This window comes from Rhodococcus sp. W8901, assembly GCF_013348805.1.
Classification (GTDB): Bacteria; Actinomycetota; Actinomycetes; order Mycobacteriales; family Mycobacteriaceae; genus Prescottella.
In genome coordinates, this window is the sequence record NZ_CP054690.1 from 5,699,468 (window position 1) to 5,713,496 (window position 14,029).

A 14,029-nucleotide genomic window follows, 5' to 3' on the forward strand; every position below is an offset into this window, starting at 1 on the left:
GAGAACACCGTGAGCACGACCGAAACCGCAATCGAGACCGCCGCCCTCGACATCGTCGACGCCAATCTGCGTCTCGGTGACGGCGAGCAGACCGTGACCGCACTCGACAAGGTGAGCCTGACCGTCCGGCCGGGCGAGATGGTCGCCGTCGTCGGCCCGTCGGGCTCGGGCAAGTCGAGCCTCCTCGCGGTGGCGGGGGCGCTCACCACACCGGACTCGGGCACCGTCCACGTGGGCGGCCGCAACCTGCTCGATATGAAGCGCGCCGAGGCGGCGAAGTTCCGGCGGGCGCACATCGGGTTCGTGTTCCAGAGCGGCAACCTCATCCCGTCGCTCACCGCCGCCGACCAGTTGCGGCTGGTGTCGCATCTCGGCAACAGCAAGGGCCGCACGTTCCGCGACCCGATCGCGCTGCTCGAGCAGGTGGGTCTGGGTCACAAGGTCGACCGACGCCCCGACCAGCTCTCGGGCGGTGAACGTCAGCGCGTCGGCATCGCCCGCGCCCTGGTGTCGTCGCCGTCGCTGCTGCTGGTCGACGAGCCGACCGCCGCCCTCGACCGGGCCCGCAGCCACGAGATCGTGCAACTGCTGGCGCGTGAGACCCGGGAGTCGCGCGTAGGGACCGTCATGGTGACCCACGACTACGATGTTCTCGACTATTGCGACCGCGTGGTCGAGATGACGGACGGGCGACTCGAACCCCGGTAACCGAGACGAGTGCGAAGAGGAGGGCGCGTGCCGCGGATCAGTGCACCGACTGTCGGTGAGCATCGAGCCGCGCAACAGCGTGCCCTCCTCGACGCCGCTCGGGAGGTCCTCGCCGAAGGCGCCACGGAGATCCCCCCGTTCGGCGAGGTCGCGGCCCGCGCCGGACTCGCGCGCTCGAGCATGTACCAGTACTTCCGGTCCCGGCAGCACCTGCTCGAGGCGCTCATCGAGGACTCCTTTCCCCGGTGGTCGGCCCGGGTCACCGCCGAGATGTCCGACGCCGGCGGCCCCGATCAGCGGGTGCTGGCCTACGTCGACGCGAACCTGAAGCTGGTGGCCGAGGGGGAGCACGCCATCGCCACGGCGCTGGCGCAGATCGCACCGGGTCCCGAACTCGACGCCAAGAGCCGCGCGATGCACGCGGACCTCGTCACTCCGCTGTCCGACGCGCTCGCCGAACTCGGGGTGCCGGACGTGGCGGCGACGTCCGAACTCGTCAACGCCGTGCTGCACGCCGCGACCCGCCAGGTGGAGCGGGGCGAGGACGTCGATCATGTCCGACGCACCACCGCGGCCCTGATCCGCCCGTTCGTCACCGACCTCGCCGGCCGGCCGGAGTGACGGTGGGGGGAACTATGACTCGTTCCACACGTCCGGTTCCACGTGAAACGTTCGACAGCGCCGGTGCCGTGCGGCTCACGGACGCGGGGAACAACACCCATTAATCTGTTGTTGACCTGACCGACTCCGCGAGCTGCGCCGCCACCGGCGGAATCGCGCGAGCAGCAGTGAACCACCGCATCGCACGACTGCATCACAGGAACAGGAAAGGCCCGCATGACTACTCCGACCACGGTCCGTGACCTCATCATCGTCGGCTCCGGACCCGCCGGATACACGGCCGGCGTCTACGCCGCCCGTGCGGAGCTCGAGCCCCTGCTCTTCGAGGGCACCCAGTTCGGCGGCTCGCTGATGACCACCACCGAGGTGGAGAACTTCCCCGGCTTCCGCGAGGGCATCATGGGCCCGGACCTGATGGACGAGATGCGCGAGCAGGCCAAGCGCTTCGGTGCGGACATCCGCACCGAGGACGTCGAGGAACTCGAGCTCGACGGCCCGGTCAAGAAGGTCGTCGTGGGCGGCGAGACGTACTACGCGCGCGCCGTCATCCTCGCGATGGGCGCCGCCGCCCGCTACCTGGGCATCCCCGGCGAGGAACGCCTCCTCGGCCGCGGCGTCAGCGCCTGCGCCACCTGCGACGGCTTCTTCTTCCGCGACCAGGACATCGTCGTGGTCGGCGGCGGCGACTCCGCGATGGAGGAGGCCACCTTCCTCACCAAGTTCGCCCGCAGCGTCACCCTCGTGCACCGCCGCGAGGAGTTCCGCGCGTCCCGCATCATGCTCGAGCGCGCCAAGGCGAACGAGAAGATCCGCTTCGTCACAGGCGCCGAGCCGGTCGAGGTCCTCGGCGAGAACAGCGTCACCGGCCTGGTCGTGCGCGACACCGTCACCGGCGAGCAGTCCACGCTCGATGTGACCGGCATGTTCGTCGCGATCGGTCACGACCCGCGCAGCGAGCTCGTCAAGGGCCAGGTGCAGCTCGACGACGCCGGCTACGTCAAGGTGCAGTCGCCGACCACCGCGACCTCGACCGAGGGCGTCTTCGCCGCCGGCGACCTGGTGGACCACACCTACCGTCAGGCGATCACCGCCGCCGGCACCGGCTGCGCCGCCGCGATCGACGCCGAGCGCTGGCTGGCCGACCAGGGCGACATCACCGGCAATACCCTCGCCGCCGCGGGCGAGCCCGTCGCCGTCGACGCCTGAGTCGGTCCCGCACCACCCGATCCGAGCACTGTCCCGATCCGCGCACTTCCAGGTCCCAGGAGGATCCCGTGTCGAACACCATCACGATCAACGACGACTCGTTCAAGCAGGAGGTTCTGGACTCCGACAAGCCCGTGCTCGTCGACTTCTGGGCCACCTGGTGCGGCCCGTGCAAGATGGTCGCCCCCGTGCTCGAGGAGATCGCCGGTGAGCACGGCGACAAGCTCACCGTCGCCAAGCTCGACATCGACCAGAACCCGGGCGCGGCCCGCGACTTCCAGGTCATGTCGATCCCCACGATGATCCTGTTCCAGGGCGGCAAGCCCATCAAGACCATCGTCGGCGCCAAGGGCAAGGCGGCCCTCCTCAAGGATCTCGCCGACGTCCTCTGACCTGAATCCGTTCCGCTCCGCCCGGTAGGCACCGAATGTGTCACCGGACAGGCCACAGTGTGACCCGACTGGCGCTACAGCCTTGTCACACTGTGGCCTACTGGATTGCTGAAATCCGGGGGCGGTCTGAGAGAATCGATCGACGTCCGCAACGAAAGGCCCGCGAGCATGCAGCTACTCCGTCACGGCGATCACGGCCCCGCCGTCGCCGAGATTCGGGGTACCTTGACCGGCCTGGGCTTCCTCCACAACGGGGTAGCGGAGACGCAGCGTGAGGCCGTCAACGGCTCGCACTGGGTGGCCCCGGACGCCGTGTTCGATCACCACCTCGATTCCGCCGTCAGAGCCTTCCAGCAGCAGCGTGGCCTGTTGGTCGACGGGATCGTCGGTCCCGCGACGTACCGCTCGCTCAAGGAGGCGTCGTACCGCCTCGGCGCCCGCACCCTCATCTATCAGCTGTCCGCGCCGCTGTACGGCGACGACGTCGCCGCCCTGCAGACCCGTCTGCAGGACCTCGGCTTCTACGTCGGGCGGGTGGACGGCTACTTCGGCCCGCAGACGCACGAGGCGCTCAGCTCGTTCCAGCGAGAGATCGGCATCGCCGCCGACGGCATCTGCGGCCCCGCGACCCTGCGGTCGCTGGAACTGCTCGGCACCCGGGTCTCCGGCGGTTCGCCGCACGCGATCAGCGAGGAGGAGCTGGTCCGCCGGTCCGGCCCGCAGCTCAGCGGCAAGCGGATCGTCATCGATCCCGGTCTGGGCGGCGCCGACACCGGTCTGATCGTCTCGACCCCGCACGGCCCGATGAGCGAGGCCGAGATCCTGTGGGATCTCGCGAGCCGGCTCGAGGGTCGCATGGCGGCGACCGGGATGGAGACGTTCCTGTCCCGCCCGCCGCACGCCAACCCCAGCGAGGCGCAGCGCGCCGAGACGTCCAACGGCTTCGACGCCGACCTGATGATCGCGCTGCGGTGCGACAGCCACACCAGCCCGTCCGCGGGCGGTGTGGCCAGCTTCCACTTCGGCAACTCGCACGGCTCCACCTCGATGATCGGCCAGATCCTCACCGGCTTCATCCAGCGCGAGGTCGTGGCTCGAACACCTATGCAGGACTGCAGAACTCACGGACGCACCTGGGATCTGTTGCGGCTCACCAAGATGCCTACCGTTCAGGTCGACATCGGATATCTCACAAATGATTCCGATGTTTCGGTGCTGACGAACCCGCGTTACCGCGACACCATCGCCGAGGCGATCCTCGTCGCCGTCAAGCGGCTGTACCTGCTCGGGCAGGACGACGCGCCGACCGGGACGTTCACGTTCGCCGAACTGCTCGCCGAGGAACTGTCCGGCGTGGAGCGGGCCCGGTAGCGGTTCCACGGCGCCACTCGGCGTTGCCGGAACCACCCGGAATGGGCCCTAGTGGGCCCCCACAGGGCTTCGTTCGCCGATATCGACCAGTGACAGGGCCGCGACCTCCAGGAGCCGCTCCAGGGCCGCCTCGACGTCCGCCTTCCACAGGTGGTCCCGATCGAGCTCGAGCCGCAACCGCGGGAACCGGTGATGGGGTGCGACCACCTCGAATCCGACGTCCGTCAGGAAGTCGGCGCTGATCATGCATTCCTGGGGCGAACACTCGCGGGCCGCGGTCGCGGTGGGGACGTCACTGGGGGAGGAGTCGAGGTCGGGTCGGATCCCGAAGGCTTCGAGCGCGCGGACACCGCGACGGACCAGATCGCCGACGGCTGCCTGGATGAGCGTCGACCCCAACTCGAACTCGTCACCGGTCGGTTCCAGCCGCATCGTGGTCAGCAGGATCGCGTCGGCGCTCACCGGCGAGGTGGGGAAAAGGTCGGCCCGGGGCACCATGTTCGGTGGGGCGTACAGGGCGCAGCCGGCCGGTTTGTCGTCGACGAGGGCGACCTGGCCGCACGAACCCCACTCGAGCATGACCATCGACAGCCATGCTTCCTTCTCGAACTCGGGGTCGTGGAAACCACTGAACTCTCGGGAGCTGCGAACCGCGGCGGGATCCATTTCCCAGAAGACGCATCGCCGCGCGTGCGAGGACAGCTTGTCGAGTCCGTCCAGTGTGAGTGACGTGACGCTAGTCGACACTGTGTAAGCCAGCCTCCATGCTCGCCCCTCCTCGACGGAACTATCCCCTCCAGAATAGGGGATAGTTCCGTCGGCGGCCCGGCGACGATGTCCGGCTCATGAATCAGCCTGTGGAGCAGACTCTTTCGGAGACCCGTGACCCCGCAGCGTGAGACTCGTCGACCATAACGTCACAGTGACGTTATGGTCGACGGTTCCCGGAGCCGGTGAAACGCGATCAGTTACCGCTCTGCTTCTCCATCATGCCCACGATGCGCTCCAGATCGTCGACCGAACCGAACTCGACGACGATCTTGCCCTTCCGCTTGCCGAGACTCACCGTGACGCGAGTGTCGAACGAACTCGACAGCCGCTCGGCGACGTCCTGCAGACCCGGCATCTGGATCGGCTTCCGCTTCACCGGTGGGGTAGGGGAGGGGCCCTCGCGATTCGCGAGCATGACCGCTTCCTCCGTTGCCCGCACCGACATGCCCTCGGCCACGATGCGGGCCGCGAGCACCTCCTGCGCGTCCGCTCCCGCCTCGAGGGACAGCAGCGCACGGGCGTGGCCCGCGGACAGCACACCTGCCGCGACGCGGCGCTGCACCGGGATCGGGAGCTTGAGGAGTCGGATCATGTTCGTCACGACCGGACGCGAGCGTCCGATCCGTGCCGCCAACTCCTCGTGGGTGACCTCGAACTCCTCGAGCAACTGCTGATACGCGGCCGCCTCTTCGAGCGGGTTGAGCTGCACCCGATGGATGTTCTCCAGGAGGGCATCGCGCAGCAGCGTTTCGTCCGTGGTCTCGCGGACGATCGCGGGGATCGTCTCGAGGCCGGCGATCTGGCTCGCCCGCCAGCGGCGCTCGCCCATGACGAGCTGGTACTGCTCGGGGCCGATCCGCCGGACGACGATCGGCTGCATCAGTCCGAACTCGCGGATCGAGTGCACCAGTTCGTTCAGCGCCTCCTCGTCGAAGACGTGGCGGGGCTGCTTGGGGTTCGGCTCGATCAGGTGCGGCGGGATCTCGTGGTACACCGCACCGGCGGGGGAGAGGGGCTCCTCGTCGGTGCGGACCGCGGGTGCCGGAGTCGGGGCGCTCGCGACGACATCCGCGGCCTTCGCGGCCGCGGCCGGCTTCGCCGGGGTCTTGGCCGGGGCCTTCGCCGTGGCCTTCGCTGCGGTCTTCTTGGCGGCCTTCGGCGCGGCCGCGGTGGCCCCCGACTCCGCTGCGTCCGCCGGGGGATCCACGGGATCCTTGGTGGCGACACCGGCGGCCGGCGCCGACGTCCCGATGATGACGTCCGCGGCCGCGTTCCCCAGTCCCGGTCCACCGTTGGCCGGTCCCGTCGGGATCAGCGCCGCCAGCCCGCGGCCGAGCCCGCCCTTACGTGTCTGCGCCATCTCTACTGCTCCTGCGTCGTGGTGGTCATCCCGCGTGCCGCGAGTTCTCGGCCGGCGTCGAGATAGCTCATCGCCCCCCTCGATCCGGGGTCGTAGTCGAGGACCGTCATCCCGTAACCGGGAGCCTCGGACACCTTCACACTGCGGGGGATGATCGCACGCAGCACCGCGTCGCCGAAGTGCTTGCGCACCTCCTCGGCCACCTGGTCGGCCAGCTTGGTGCGGGCGTCGTACATCGTCAGCAGCACGGTCGAGACGTGCAGTTCCGGATTGAGGTGCGCCTGGACCAGTTCGATGTTGCGGAGCAACTGCCCGACGCCCTCGAGCGCGTAGTACTCGCACTGGATCGGGATCAGCACCTCCTTCGCGGCGACCATCGCGTTGACCGTCAGCAGGCCCAGCGACGGCGGGCAGTCGATGAGGATGAAGTCGACGTCGATGTCGGCGAGCGCCTTCTCCGACAGCGCGTTCTTGAGGCGGTTCTCGCGCGCCACCATCGAGACGAGTTCGATCTCCGCGCCGGCCAGGTCGATCGTCGCGGGGATGCAGTAGAGGCGTTCGTTGTGGGGGCTCTGCTGGATCGCTTCCTTCGCGGTCACCTCACCGAGGAGCAGTTCGTAGCTCGACGGCGTCCCCGACGTGTGGGGGACACCCAGCGCGGTGCTCGCGTTGCCCTGCGGATCGAGATCGACGACGAGGACGGTGAGCCCCTGGATCGCCAGCGCCGACGCCAGATTCACCGTGGAGGTGGTCTTGCCGACGCCACCCTTCTGGTTGGCGATCGTGAACACCCGACGATGCGACGGCTTCGGCAGAGTCACCGAACCGGGATGGAGCACCTGACTCGCACGCTGCGCGGCGGCGCCGATCGGCGTGTCCGCGAGGGAGATACCGGCGTAGGGGGAGTGGGCGAGGCTCTGGTCTCGACTGCCGCCGGTCGATTCGGGCGGGGCCGCAGTTTCACGTGAAACCGTTTCCCGTGAAACGGCGGATTCAGGTCCAGCCGACATCTACTGCTCCTTCACTTGATGACCACTCATGACGCAATTCTCAACCCTCGAGCTCTCGAATGCCGGTAACTCAGCGGTGCCGGCGACCGTGTTGCGCGACTCGTTCCGCGCTCACCACGATCGTCGGCACCGGCAACACATCGACACCACACTCGACGACCTCCAGCTTGCCAGCACCCAACCGACCAAGGGAAGCGCGATCCCGGGAAATCTCCTCCGCCGCACTCGAACCCTTCAACGCCAGCATCCGGCCACCGACCCGCACCAACGGCAACGACCACCGCGCCAACTTCTCCAACGGCGCCACCGCCCGCGACGTCACCACATCGGCGCCGCCGACCTCCTTCACCACCCCCGCCTGCTCGGCGCGCCCCCGGACCACGGTGACGTTCGACAGCCCCACCGAATCCACGAACTCCTGCAAATACACCGACCGACGCAACAACGGCTCCACCAACGTCACCCGCACATCCGGCCGCGCAATCGCCAACGGAATACCCGGCAAACCCGCACCCGACCCCACATCGACCACCGACTCGTTCGCCCCCACCAACTCACCCAACACCCCACAATTGAGCACATGCCGCACCCACAACCGCGGCACCTCACGCGGACCGATCAACCCCCGCACCACACCATCCGACGCCAACGACGCGTGATACGCCTCCGCCAACGACGCCCGCTCACCGAACACCCGAGCCACCGCACCGACAACATCCCACTGCTCATCAACCAGTTCCACGTGAAACATCCTCCCCAACCCACCACCACAACAACAAACTCTGGCACCAGTTCTCGACACCACGACCGAAGGTGGGGGAGGGGGGCGGACACGTCGCCCGCGCCGGATGCTCGACGCCTGCCAGCCCAGTTCCCTGACTCGACCGCATGGACGGCGGCACTGTTCCACGTGGAACAGTGCCGCGCCGCCGTTTCACGTGGAACACCGCGAAGCCGGCCCGGCGACACCCGCCCCCTCGACGATGATCCGGGCCCGACGTGCAGGCGGCCCAGCCTGGTGGCACGACATCACTTCGGTCGCGGACGGCGCACGGCCCCCAGCGACCTGGTGACGCATCGGGTCGCCTCCTGCGAGAGCCCTGCGATCGACGCCCGGATGATTCACGTGAAACATCGCCACCGTGACCAGTCCGCACGCCCCGACGGGAGCGGGATAACCGAGAGCTGAGCCGCGCGCTCCGCGGTCACCACACCGATCGACCTCCGCGCACCCGTGAGGGGCGCCGCGCGGATCGGATTCGAAGCCCCGAGATCCGCCGAACCCCGAACCTGCTGTCACAGTGACGAAATGAGCCGGCATGACCGGGTGGGGGCTCACGCCAGCACTGTCGCCCATATCCGACAGATCGGCTCTTCTGTTGCCGCGCAGTATGATTCACCTGAACAACCCGGAATCGCGGCTTTCGTGACGCTCACCGCCTCGCTCGCGTAGCGTTCCGGCACAGGGACGCGATCAGGGGGGCGGGATGGTAATCGGTAAGAGAATCCGCATGGGGTGGCGGGCCACGGTCGTAGCGGCGGTACTTGCCATCGGCTCGGCTCTGTCGACGGGACCGGCCGGCGCCGAGCCGTTCCCGGTGCCGTACAACCTCTTCGTCCAGGACGAGTTCACCAACCCCGGCGGCTCGGCCGCCGGATCCAACGACTGGTCCTGCCGGCCGACCCCGGAACACCCGAACCCCGTGGTGCTCGTGCACGGCACCGGAGCCAATCGACTCAACATGTGGACCACGTTCGCGCCGCTGCTCGCCAACGAGGGCTACTGCGTCTTCGCGCTGACATTCGGCAACTACGCCGATCAGCCCTATCCGGTCAGCGCGATCGGGGGCATGGCGCGCGCGGAGGACAGCGCGGCCCAGATCGGTGACTTCGTGGACGAGGTGCTCGCGGCGACCGGCGCGGCACGTGTGGACATCCTGGGTATCTCGCAGGGATCGGTCGTGCCCAACTACTTCGTCAAGTACCTCGGCGGCGCAGCCAAGGTCGACAAGTACGTCTCACTCGGTCCGGCTTGGAACGGCAGTGCACTCACCGGACCGGACGGTGGCGCAACGATTCTCGGTCTCGGCACCGACGACGCCCGTGGAGTGCTGCCATTTTGCCAGGCGTGTCTCCAGTTCCTGCCTGCATCGCAGTTCATCGCGAAACTGCACGCCGGTGGCCTGTATGCGCCGGGGGTGACCTACACCAACATCATGACCCGCTACGACGAACTGATCCTGCCGTACACGAGCGGCTATGTGGAGGCACCGAACGCGACCAACATCGTGGTGCAGGACGGCTGCCCGTCGGACTTCTCGGACCACCTGGCGCTCGCGGCATCCCGCGTCGCGGCCGGCCACGTGCTCAATGCGCTGGATCCGGCGCATCCGCGGCCGGTGCCGTGCGTGTTCGTCGCGCCGTTCGTCGGCGGCTGATCGGAACCGTCCCGCACCATCCCTCGGTGGGGGAGGGGAGGGGTCCGGTGTCAGTTGCGGTGACCGCGATGCCGATGGTGCGCGACTCGTTCCGCGCTCACCACGATCGTCGGCACCGGCAACACGTCGCCGCCGCACTCGGCGACCTCCAGCTTGCCAGCACCCAGCCGCGCCAGCACGGCACGGTCGCGGGAAATCTCCTCCGCCGCACTCGAACCCTTCAACGCCAGCATCCTCCCACCCACACGCACCAACGGAAGCGACCACCGCGCCAACCGCTCCAACGGCGCCACCGCACGCGACGTCACCACATCGGCGCCGCCGACCTCTTTCACCACGCCCGTCTGTTCCGCACGCCCCCGGACCACGGTGACGTTCGACAGCCCCACCGAATCCACGAACTCCTGCAAGTACACCGACCGACGCAACAACGGCTCCACCAACGTCACCCGCACATCCGGACGCGCAATCGCCAACGGAATCCCCGGCAACCCCGCCCCCGACCCCACATCCACCACAGACTCACCCGCCCCCACCAACTCACCCAACACCCCACAATTGAGCACATGCCGCACCCACAACCGCGGCACCTCCCGCGGACCGATCAACCCCCGCACCACACCATCAGACGCCAACGACGCGTGATACGCCTCCGCCAACGACGCCCGCTCACCGAACACCCGAGCCACCGCACCGACAACATCCCACTGCTCATCAACCAGTTCCACGTGAAACATCCTCCCCAACCCGCCACCACAACAACAAGAGAAAGGCCGAGGGGATCTCAGTCCTGGGACTGAGATCCCCTCGGCCTCTGCACCGACGTCAGCCGGGTGCGATCAGTCCTTCAGCACGACCACGCGACGGTTGGGCTCGGCGCCCTCGCTCTCGCTGGACACACCGTCGACCTTGGCGACGGCGTCGTGCACGATCTTGCGCTCGAACGGCGTCATCGGGGTGAGTTCCTCGCGCTCGCCCGAGGCCAGAACACGCTCCGCCGCGGCCTTGCCGAGCTCGCTCAGCTCTGCGCGACGTCCGGCACGCCAGCCGGCCACGTCGAGCATGAGGCGGCTACGCACACCGGTGGACTGCTGGACCGCGAGACGGGTCAGCTCCTGGAGGGCGTCGAGCACCTCGCCCTTGCGGCCGACCAGCTTCGACAGATCGTCGCCGCCGTCGATACTCACGACCGCACGGTCGCCCTCGACGTCGAGATCGATGTCGCCGTCGAAGTCCAGGACGTCGAGCAACTGCTCGAGGTAATCGCCGGCGATCTCGCCTTCCTCGATCAGTTCGTCCTCGGTGTCGGTGTCCGCGTCCGTGTCCACGTTCTGCGTCTCGAGTACCACGTCTGTGCCCTCCCTGTTCTCACCGGCCCGGGCGGTGTCCTGCTCACTGGTCATGGTCGTTCTCTTTCTGGAGGTCAGCGCCGCTTGCGCTTGTTGCTCTTGGGGCGGTTCGCTGCCGGCCGCGGTTTCGGCTTGGGGCGCTGCTGCCCGGTCGATCCACCACCCGATCCGGTTCGTTCGTCAGCCGACGACTCTCCGGTCTCCGACGTCTCCGCATCGGTGGACTCGGCGTCGATGACCGGGGAGGACGGGGCGGCCTTCTTCTTCTTGTCGAGCGACGGACGTGCACCCGGCTTGGGCGCGTTCTCGGCACGACGCTCGAGCGCAGCCTGCTTCTTTGCGTCCTCCTCCGCGTCGATCTTGCGGAAGACGAGGTGCTGCTGACCGTAGGTCCACGCGTTGTTACTCACCCAGTAGAGCAGGATCGCGATGGGGAGGAAGGCGCCGAATACAAGAACACCTAGAGGGAACACCCACAGCGCGAGCTTGTTCATGATCGCCGACTGCGGGTTGGCCGCCGCGGTGGCGCTCTGACGCGCGACCGAGGCACGCGAGTTGAAGTGCGTGGCGAGAGACGCGATCACCATCAGCGGAACCGCGACCGCAACGACGTTCGCAACGGTCGGCACGGTGCCGTAGGCGCCGAACGACTCGAGCGTCTCCTTGGGCATCGTGATGTAGGACGAAATCGGGGCACCGAACAGACGGGCACTCAGGAACGACTGGACGTCGGTGGCGCTGAACCAGTAGTTCGCGGTGTTGGCGTTCTCCTCGACCGACATGCCGAGACCGCCGGTACCGGTACCGGTGCGGTTGAACGAGCGCAGGACGTGGTACAGGCCGATGAACACCGGCGCCTGCAGCAGCACCGGCAGACAGCCCATGACGGGGTTGAAGCCGTGTTCCTTCTGCAGCTTCTGCATCTCCAAGGCCATCCGCTGGCGGTCCTTGGAGTACTTCTTCTGCAGCGCCTTGATCTGCGGCTGCAGCTCCTGCATCTGCCGCGTGGTGCGCACCTGCTTCACGAACGGCTTGTAGAGGATGGCGCGCAGCGTGAAGACCAGGAACATGACGGACAGCGCCCAGGCGATGCCGTTGTCGTCGCCGAGAACGGCGCCGAACACCTTGTGCCAGACCCACAGGATCCCGGACACCGGATAGTAAATGATGTCGAGCACGGCTCTAAGTACTCCTCTGTTCGTCCACGTTCACCACACCGTGGTGTTGGGCAAGTATCGGGCGAGCGCGGCGCATCATTCCTGGCTCGCATGGTGGTGGATGTGTCGTCCTCGACGTTCCGGGACGGGATCCCACCCACCAGGGTGCCAGGGCGCGCACTTCACAATCCGCACGACAGTGAGCGCCGAACCCTTCACCGCACCGTGGGTGCGTAGCGCGTCGACCGCGTACTCGCTGCAGGTCGGTGTGAACCGACAGGTCGGCAGGCGGAGTGGGGACACATAGGTTCGGTACAGCTCGATGAGGAAGATCAGGACGCGCGCGGGAAAGTTTCGCAGCGTCGTCCAGAGGGTACCCGCGAACGACGAAGAGCGCGGACCGGAATCGGTCCGCGCCTCATCGAGTTCGCTACTCATGCCGGATCACCTTCGTCAGCCAGCAGATCCATCTTTCGGAGCACGGACCGCAGCTGCTTGTCGAGTTCCCGGGAAGTCGCGGTCGCCGAACCAGGCAACGCGCGAATCACAACGTCGGTGTCGACGGGAACGGTCTCGACCAACCCGGCACAGATATGACGAAACCGGCGGGCGACTCGATGTCGAATCACCGCCGGCCCGACAGCCTTGCTGACGACGAGCCCGAAACGGGGACCGTCGATACTCACCAGGGTGTCGGTCGAGCCACGCTCGAGAGCGTGGACGACCAGATCTCGTCTACCCATTCGACGTCCGCCACGCACCGTCGCGGAGAAATCCGAGCGACGACGCAGGCGGTACGGCTCAGGTAACACCCCGAGCTCCTGAAGTCGGTATCGAAATCAGGCGGTGAGCTCGGCGCGGCCCTTACGGCGACGCGCCGACACGATTGCACGACCCGCACGGGTCCGCATACGAAGACGGAAGCCGTGAACGCGCGCGCGGCGGCGATTGTTCGGCTGGAACGTCCGCTTGCCCTTGGCCACGGTCAACACTCCTCGAAGCTCGGTGACGCCGGTCGGCGTCGGTCTAACATTTCAAATGGAAAATCTGGTGATCACACGAGAGCGCTGGGGCGCGACCTCTGGCCAGCGCACATCCTCCACCATCGGGTGACTGTTCGAGGGTACTGATCGCCACAGGCAAGGTCAAACCGGATCGGTCTCGAGACCTCGAGAGATCCTCGACCGGGATCCGCGGCGGGGCCGAACGCGCCAATTGCGTGGAATCGCCGTGCAGGAACCGACCGATTGTTACCGTCCCTGCATGGCACAGCCGAAGCCCGGATGCTCGCGTCGCACCGTGGATCTCGCCCGCTGCGAATCAGCCTTCCCCCTGCGACGCTCGAGAATCGGGACTGTAAGGCAACTAACATCACCACGCGCGGCCCGTGTCGACGCCGGCAGTGCCGGCACTTCCCCCGCCTGAGCGCATACCACCAGGTGACAGCCTCGAGTATTCGGTACGCGCCGAATGCCGAGTGGACGAACCCCGCACTCGAGCGTTGTCCACATCTGTGGATAATTGTGTGGAAACACAGCTCGGGTGGCATATTCGTTGCCCAGTAAGGGGTCCAGCCTCACCGGGGGGAGCTCAACCGACAACCACGGCGACGGGCCGTTCAGGCCCGCATACGGGGAGGACACACA

At 67.3% G+C, this 14,029-nt stretch carries 16 protein-coding genes; 6 read left to right on the forward strand and 10 right to left on the reverse strand.

What is annotated here, in order from left to right:
- The first annotated feature begins 9 nt into the window (after positions 1-9).
- From HUN07_RS26525 to HUN07_RS26545, 5 genes are all read left to right on the forward strand, one after another.
- Positions 10-708: an ABC transporter ATP-binding protein gene (locus tag HUN07_RS26525; protein WP_397484504.1), complete on the forward strand. Its 699-nt coding sequence runs from the start codon at positions 10-12 to the stop codon at positions 706-708.
- A gap of 27 nt (positions 709-735) precedes the next feature.
- Positions 736-1,329, forward strand: coding sequence for a TetR/AcrR family transcriptional regulator (locus HUN07_RS26530; RefSeq protein ID WP_174914246.1), 594 nt, complete (start codon positions 736-738; stop codon positions 1,327-1,329).
- A 216-nt stretch (positions 1,330-1,545) separates the two neighbouring features.
- On the forward strand, positions 1,546-2,535 hold the full coding sequence (gene trxB, locus HUN07_RS26535; protein ID WP_174914248.1) for a thioredoxin-disulfide reductase: 990 nt from the start codon (positions 1,546-1,548) through the stop codon (positions 2,533-2,535).
- 68 nt (positions 2,536-2,603) lie between these two features.
- Complete coding sequence (trxA, locus tag HUN07_RS26540) at positions 2,604-2,927, forward strand: thioredoxin (protein ID WP_114720255.1); 324 nt, start codon at positions 2,604-2,606, stop codon at positions 2,925-2,927.
- Positions 2,928-3,095: 168 nt separating this feature from the next.
- Complete coding sequence (locus HUN07_RS26545) at positions 3,096-4,298, forward strand: N-acetylmuramoyl-L-alanine amidase (protein WP_174914250.1); 1,203 nt, start codon at positions 3,096-3,098, stop codon at positions 4,296-4,298.
- A 48-nt stretch (positions 4,299-4,346) separates the two neighbouring features.
- Here HUN07_RS26545 and HUN07_RS26550 read toward each other — a convergent pair whose 3' ends face one another.
- From HUN07_RS26550 to rsmG (HUN07_RS26565), 4 genes are all read right to left on the reverse strand, one after another.
- Positions 4,347-5,045, reverse strand: coding sequence for a GNAT family N-acetyltransferase (locus HUN07_RS26550; protein WP_114720259.1), 699 nt, complete (start codon positions 5,043-5,045; stop codon positions 4,347-4,349).
- 217 nt (positions 5,046-5,262) lie between these two features.
- The gene (locus HUN07_RS26555; protein WP_174914252.1) at positions 5,263-6,429 is read right to left on the reverse strand and encodes a ParB/RepB/Spo0J family partition protein; all 1,167 of its coding nucleotides are present in this window, start codon (positions 6,427-6,429) and stop codon (positions 5,263-5,265) included.
- A gap of 2 nt (positions 6,430-6,431) precedes the next feature.
- On the reverse strand, positions 6,432-7,439 hold the full coding sequence (locus HUN07_RS26560; RefSeq protein ID WP_174914254.1) for a ParA family protein: 1,008 nt from the start codon (positions 7,437-7,439) through the stop codon (positions 6,432-6,434).
- A gap of 70 nt (positions 7,440-7,509) precedes the next feature.
- On the reverse strand, positions 7,510-8,190 hold the full coding sequence (rsmG, locus tag HUN07_RS26565) for a 16S rRNA (guanine(527)-N(7))-methyltransferase RsmG (protein ID WP_174914256.1): 681 nt from the start codon (positions 8,188-8,190) through the stop codon (positions 7,510-7,512).
- Between the two features lie 760 nt (positions 8,191-8,950).
- Here rsmG (HUN07_RS26565) and HUN07_RS26570 point away from each other — a divergent pair.
- Entirely contained in the window at positions 8,951-9,877 is a 927-nt protein-coding gene (locus HUN07_RS26570) for an esterase/lipase family protein (RefSeq protein ID WP_174914257.1), read from the forward strand.
- A gap of 50 nt (positions 9,878-9,927) precedes the next feature.
- On the opposite strand, the gene rsmG (HUN07_RS26575) is transcribed toward HUN07_RS26570, so the two are convergent.
- The 6 genes from rsmG (HUN07_RS26575) to rpmH form a co-directional block, all read right to left on the reverse strand.
- On the reverse strand, positions 9,928-10,614 hold the full coding sequence (gene rsmG, locus HUN07_RS26575; protein WP_174914259.1) for a 16S rRNA (guanine(527)-N(7))-methyltransferase RsmG: 687 nt from the start codon (positions 10,612-10,614) through the stop codon (positions 9,928-9,930).
- Between the two features lie 102 nt (positions 10,615-10,716).
- Positions 10,717-11,280 (reverse strand): Jag family protein, encoded by a 564-nt coding sequence (locus tag HUN07_RS26580; protein WP_114720267.1) that lies wholly within the window; start codon positions 11,278-11,280, stop codon positions 10,717-10,719.
- A 20-nt stretch (positions 11,281-11,300) separates the two neighbouring features.
- The gene (gene yidC / locus HUN07_RS26585) at positions 11,301-12,404 is read right to left on the reverse strand and encodes a membrane protein insertase YidC (protein WP_174914261.1); all 1,104 of its coding nucleotides are present in this window, start codon (positions 12,402-12,404) and stop codon (positions 11,301-11,303) included.
- Between the two features lie 75 nt (positions 12,405-12,479).
- Positions 12,480-12,821, reverse strand: coding sequence for a membrane protein insertion efficiency factor YidD (gene yidD, locus HUN07_RS26590; RefSeq protein WP_174914263.1), 342 nt, complete (start codon positions 12,819-12,821; stop codon positions 12,480-12,482).
- Positions 12,818-13,195 (reverse strand): ribonuclease P protein component, encoded by a 378-nt coding sequence (rnpA, locus tag HUN07_RS26595; RefSeq protein WP_114720273.1) that lies wholly within the window; start codon positions 13,193-13,195, stop codon positions 12,818-12,820. The genes yidD and rnpA overlap by 4 nt, the downstream gene beginning before the upstream one ends.
- A gap of 27 nt (positions 13,196-13,222) precedes the next feature.
- Complete coding sequence (rpmH, locus tag HUN07_RS26600; RefSeq protein ID WP_005516618.1) at positions 13,223-13,366, reverse strand: 50S ribosomal protein L34; 144 nt, start codon at positions 13,364-13,366, stop codon at positions 13,223-13,225.
- Positions 13,367-14,029 lie beyond the last annotated feature (663 nt).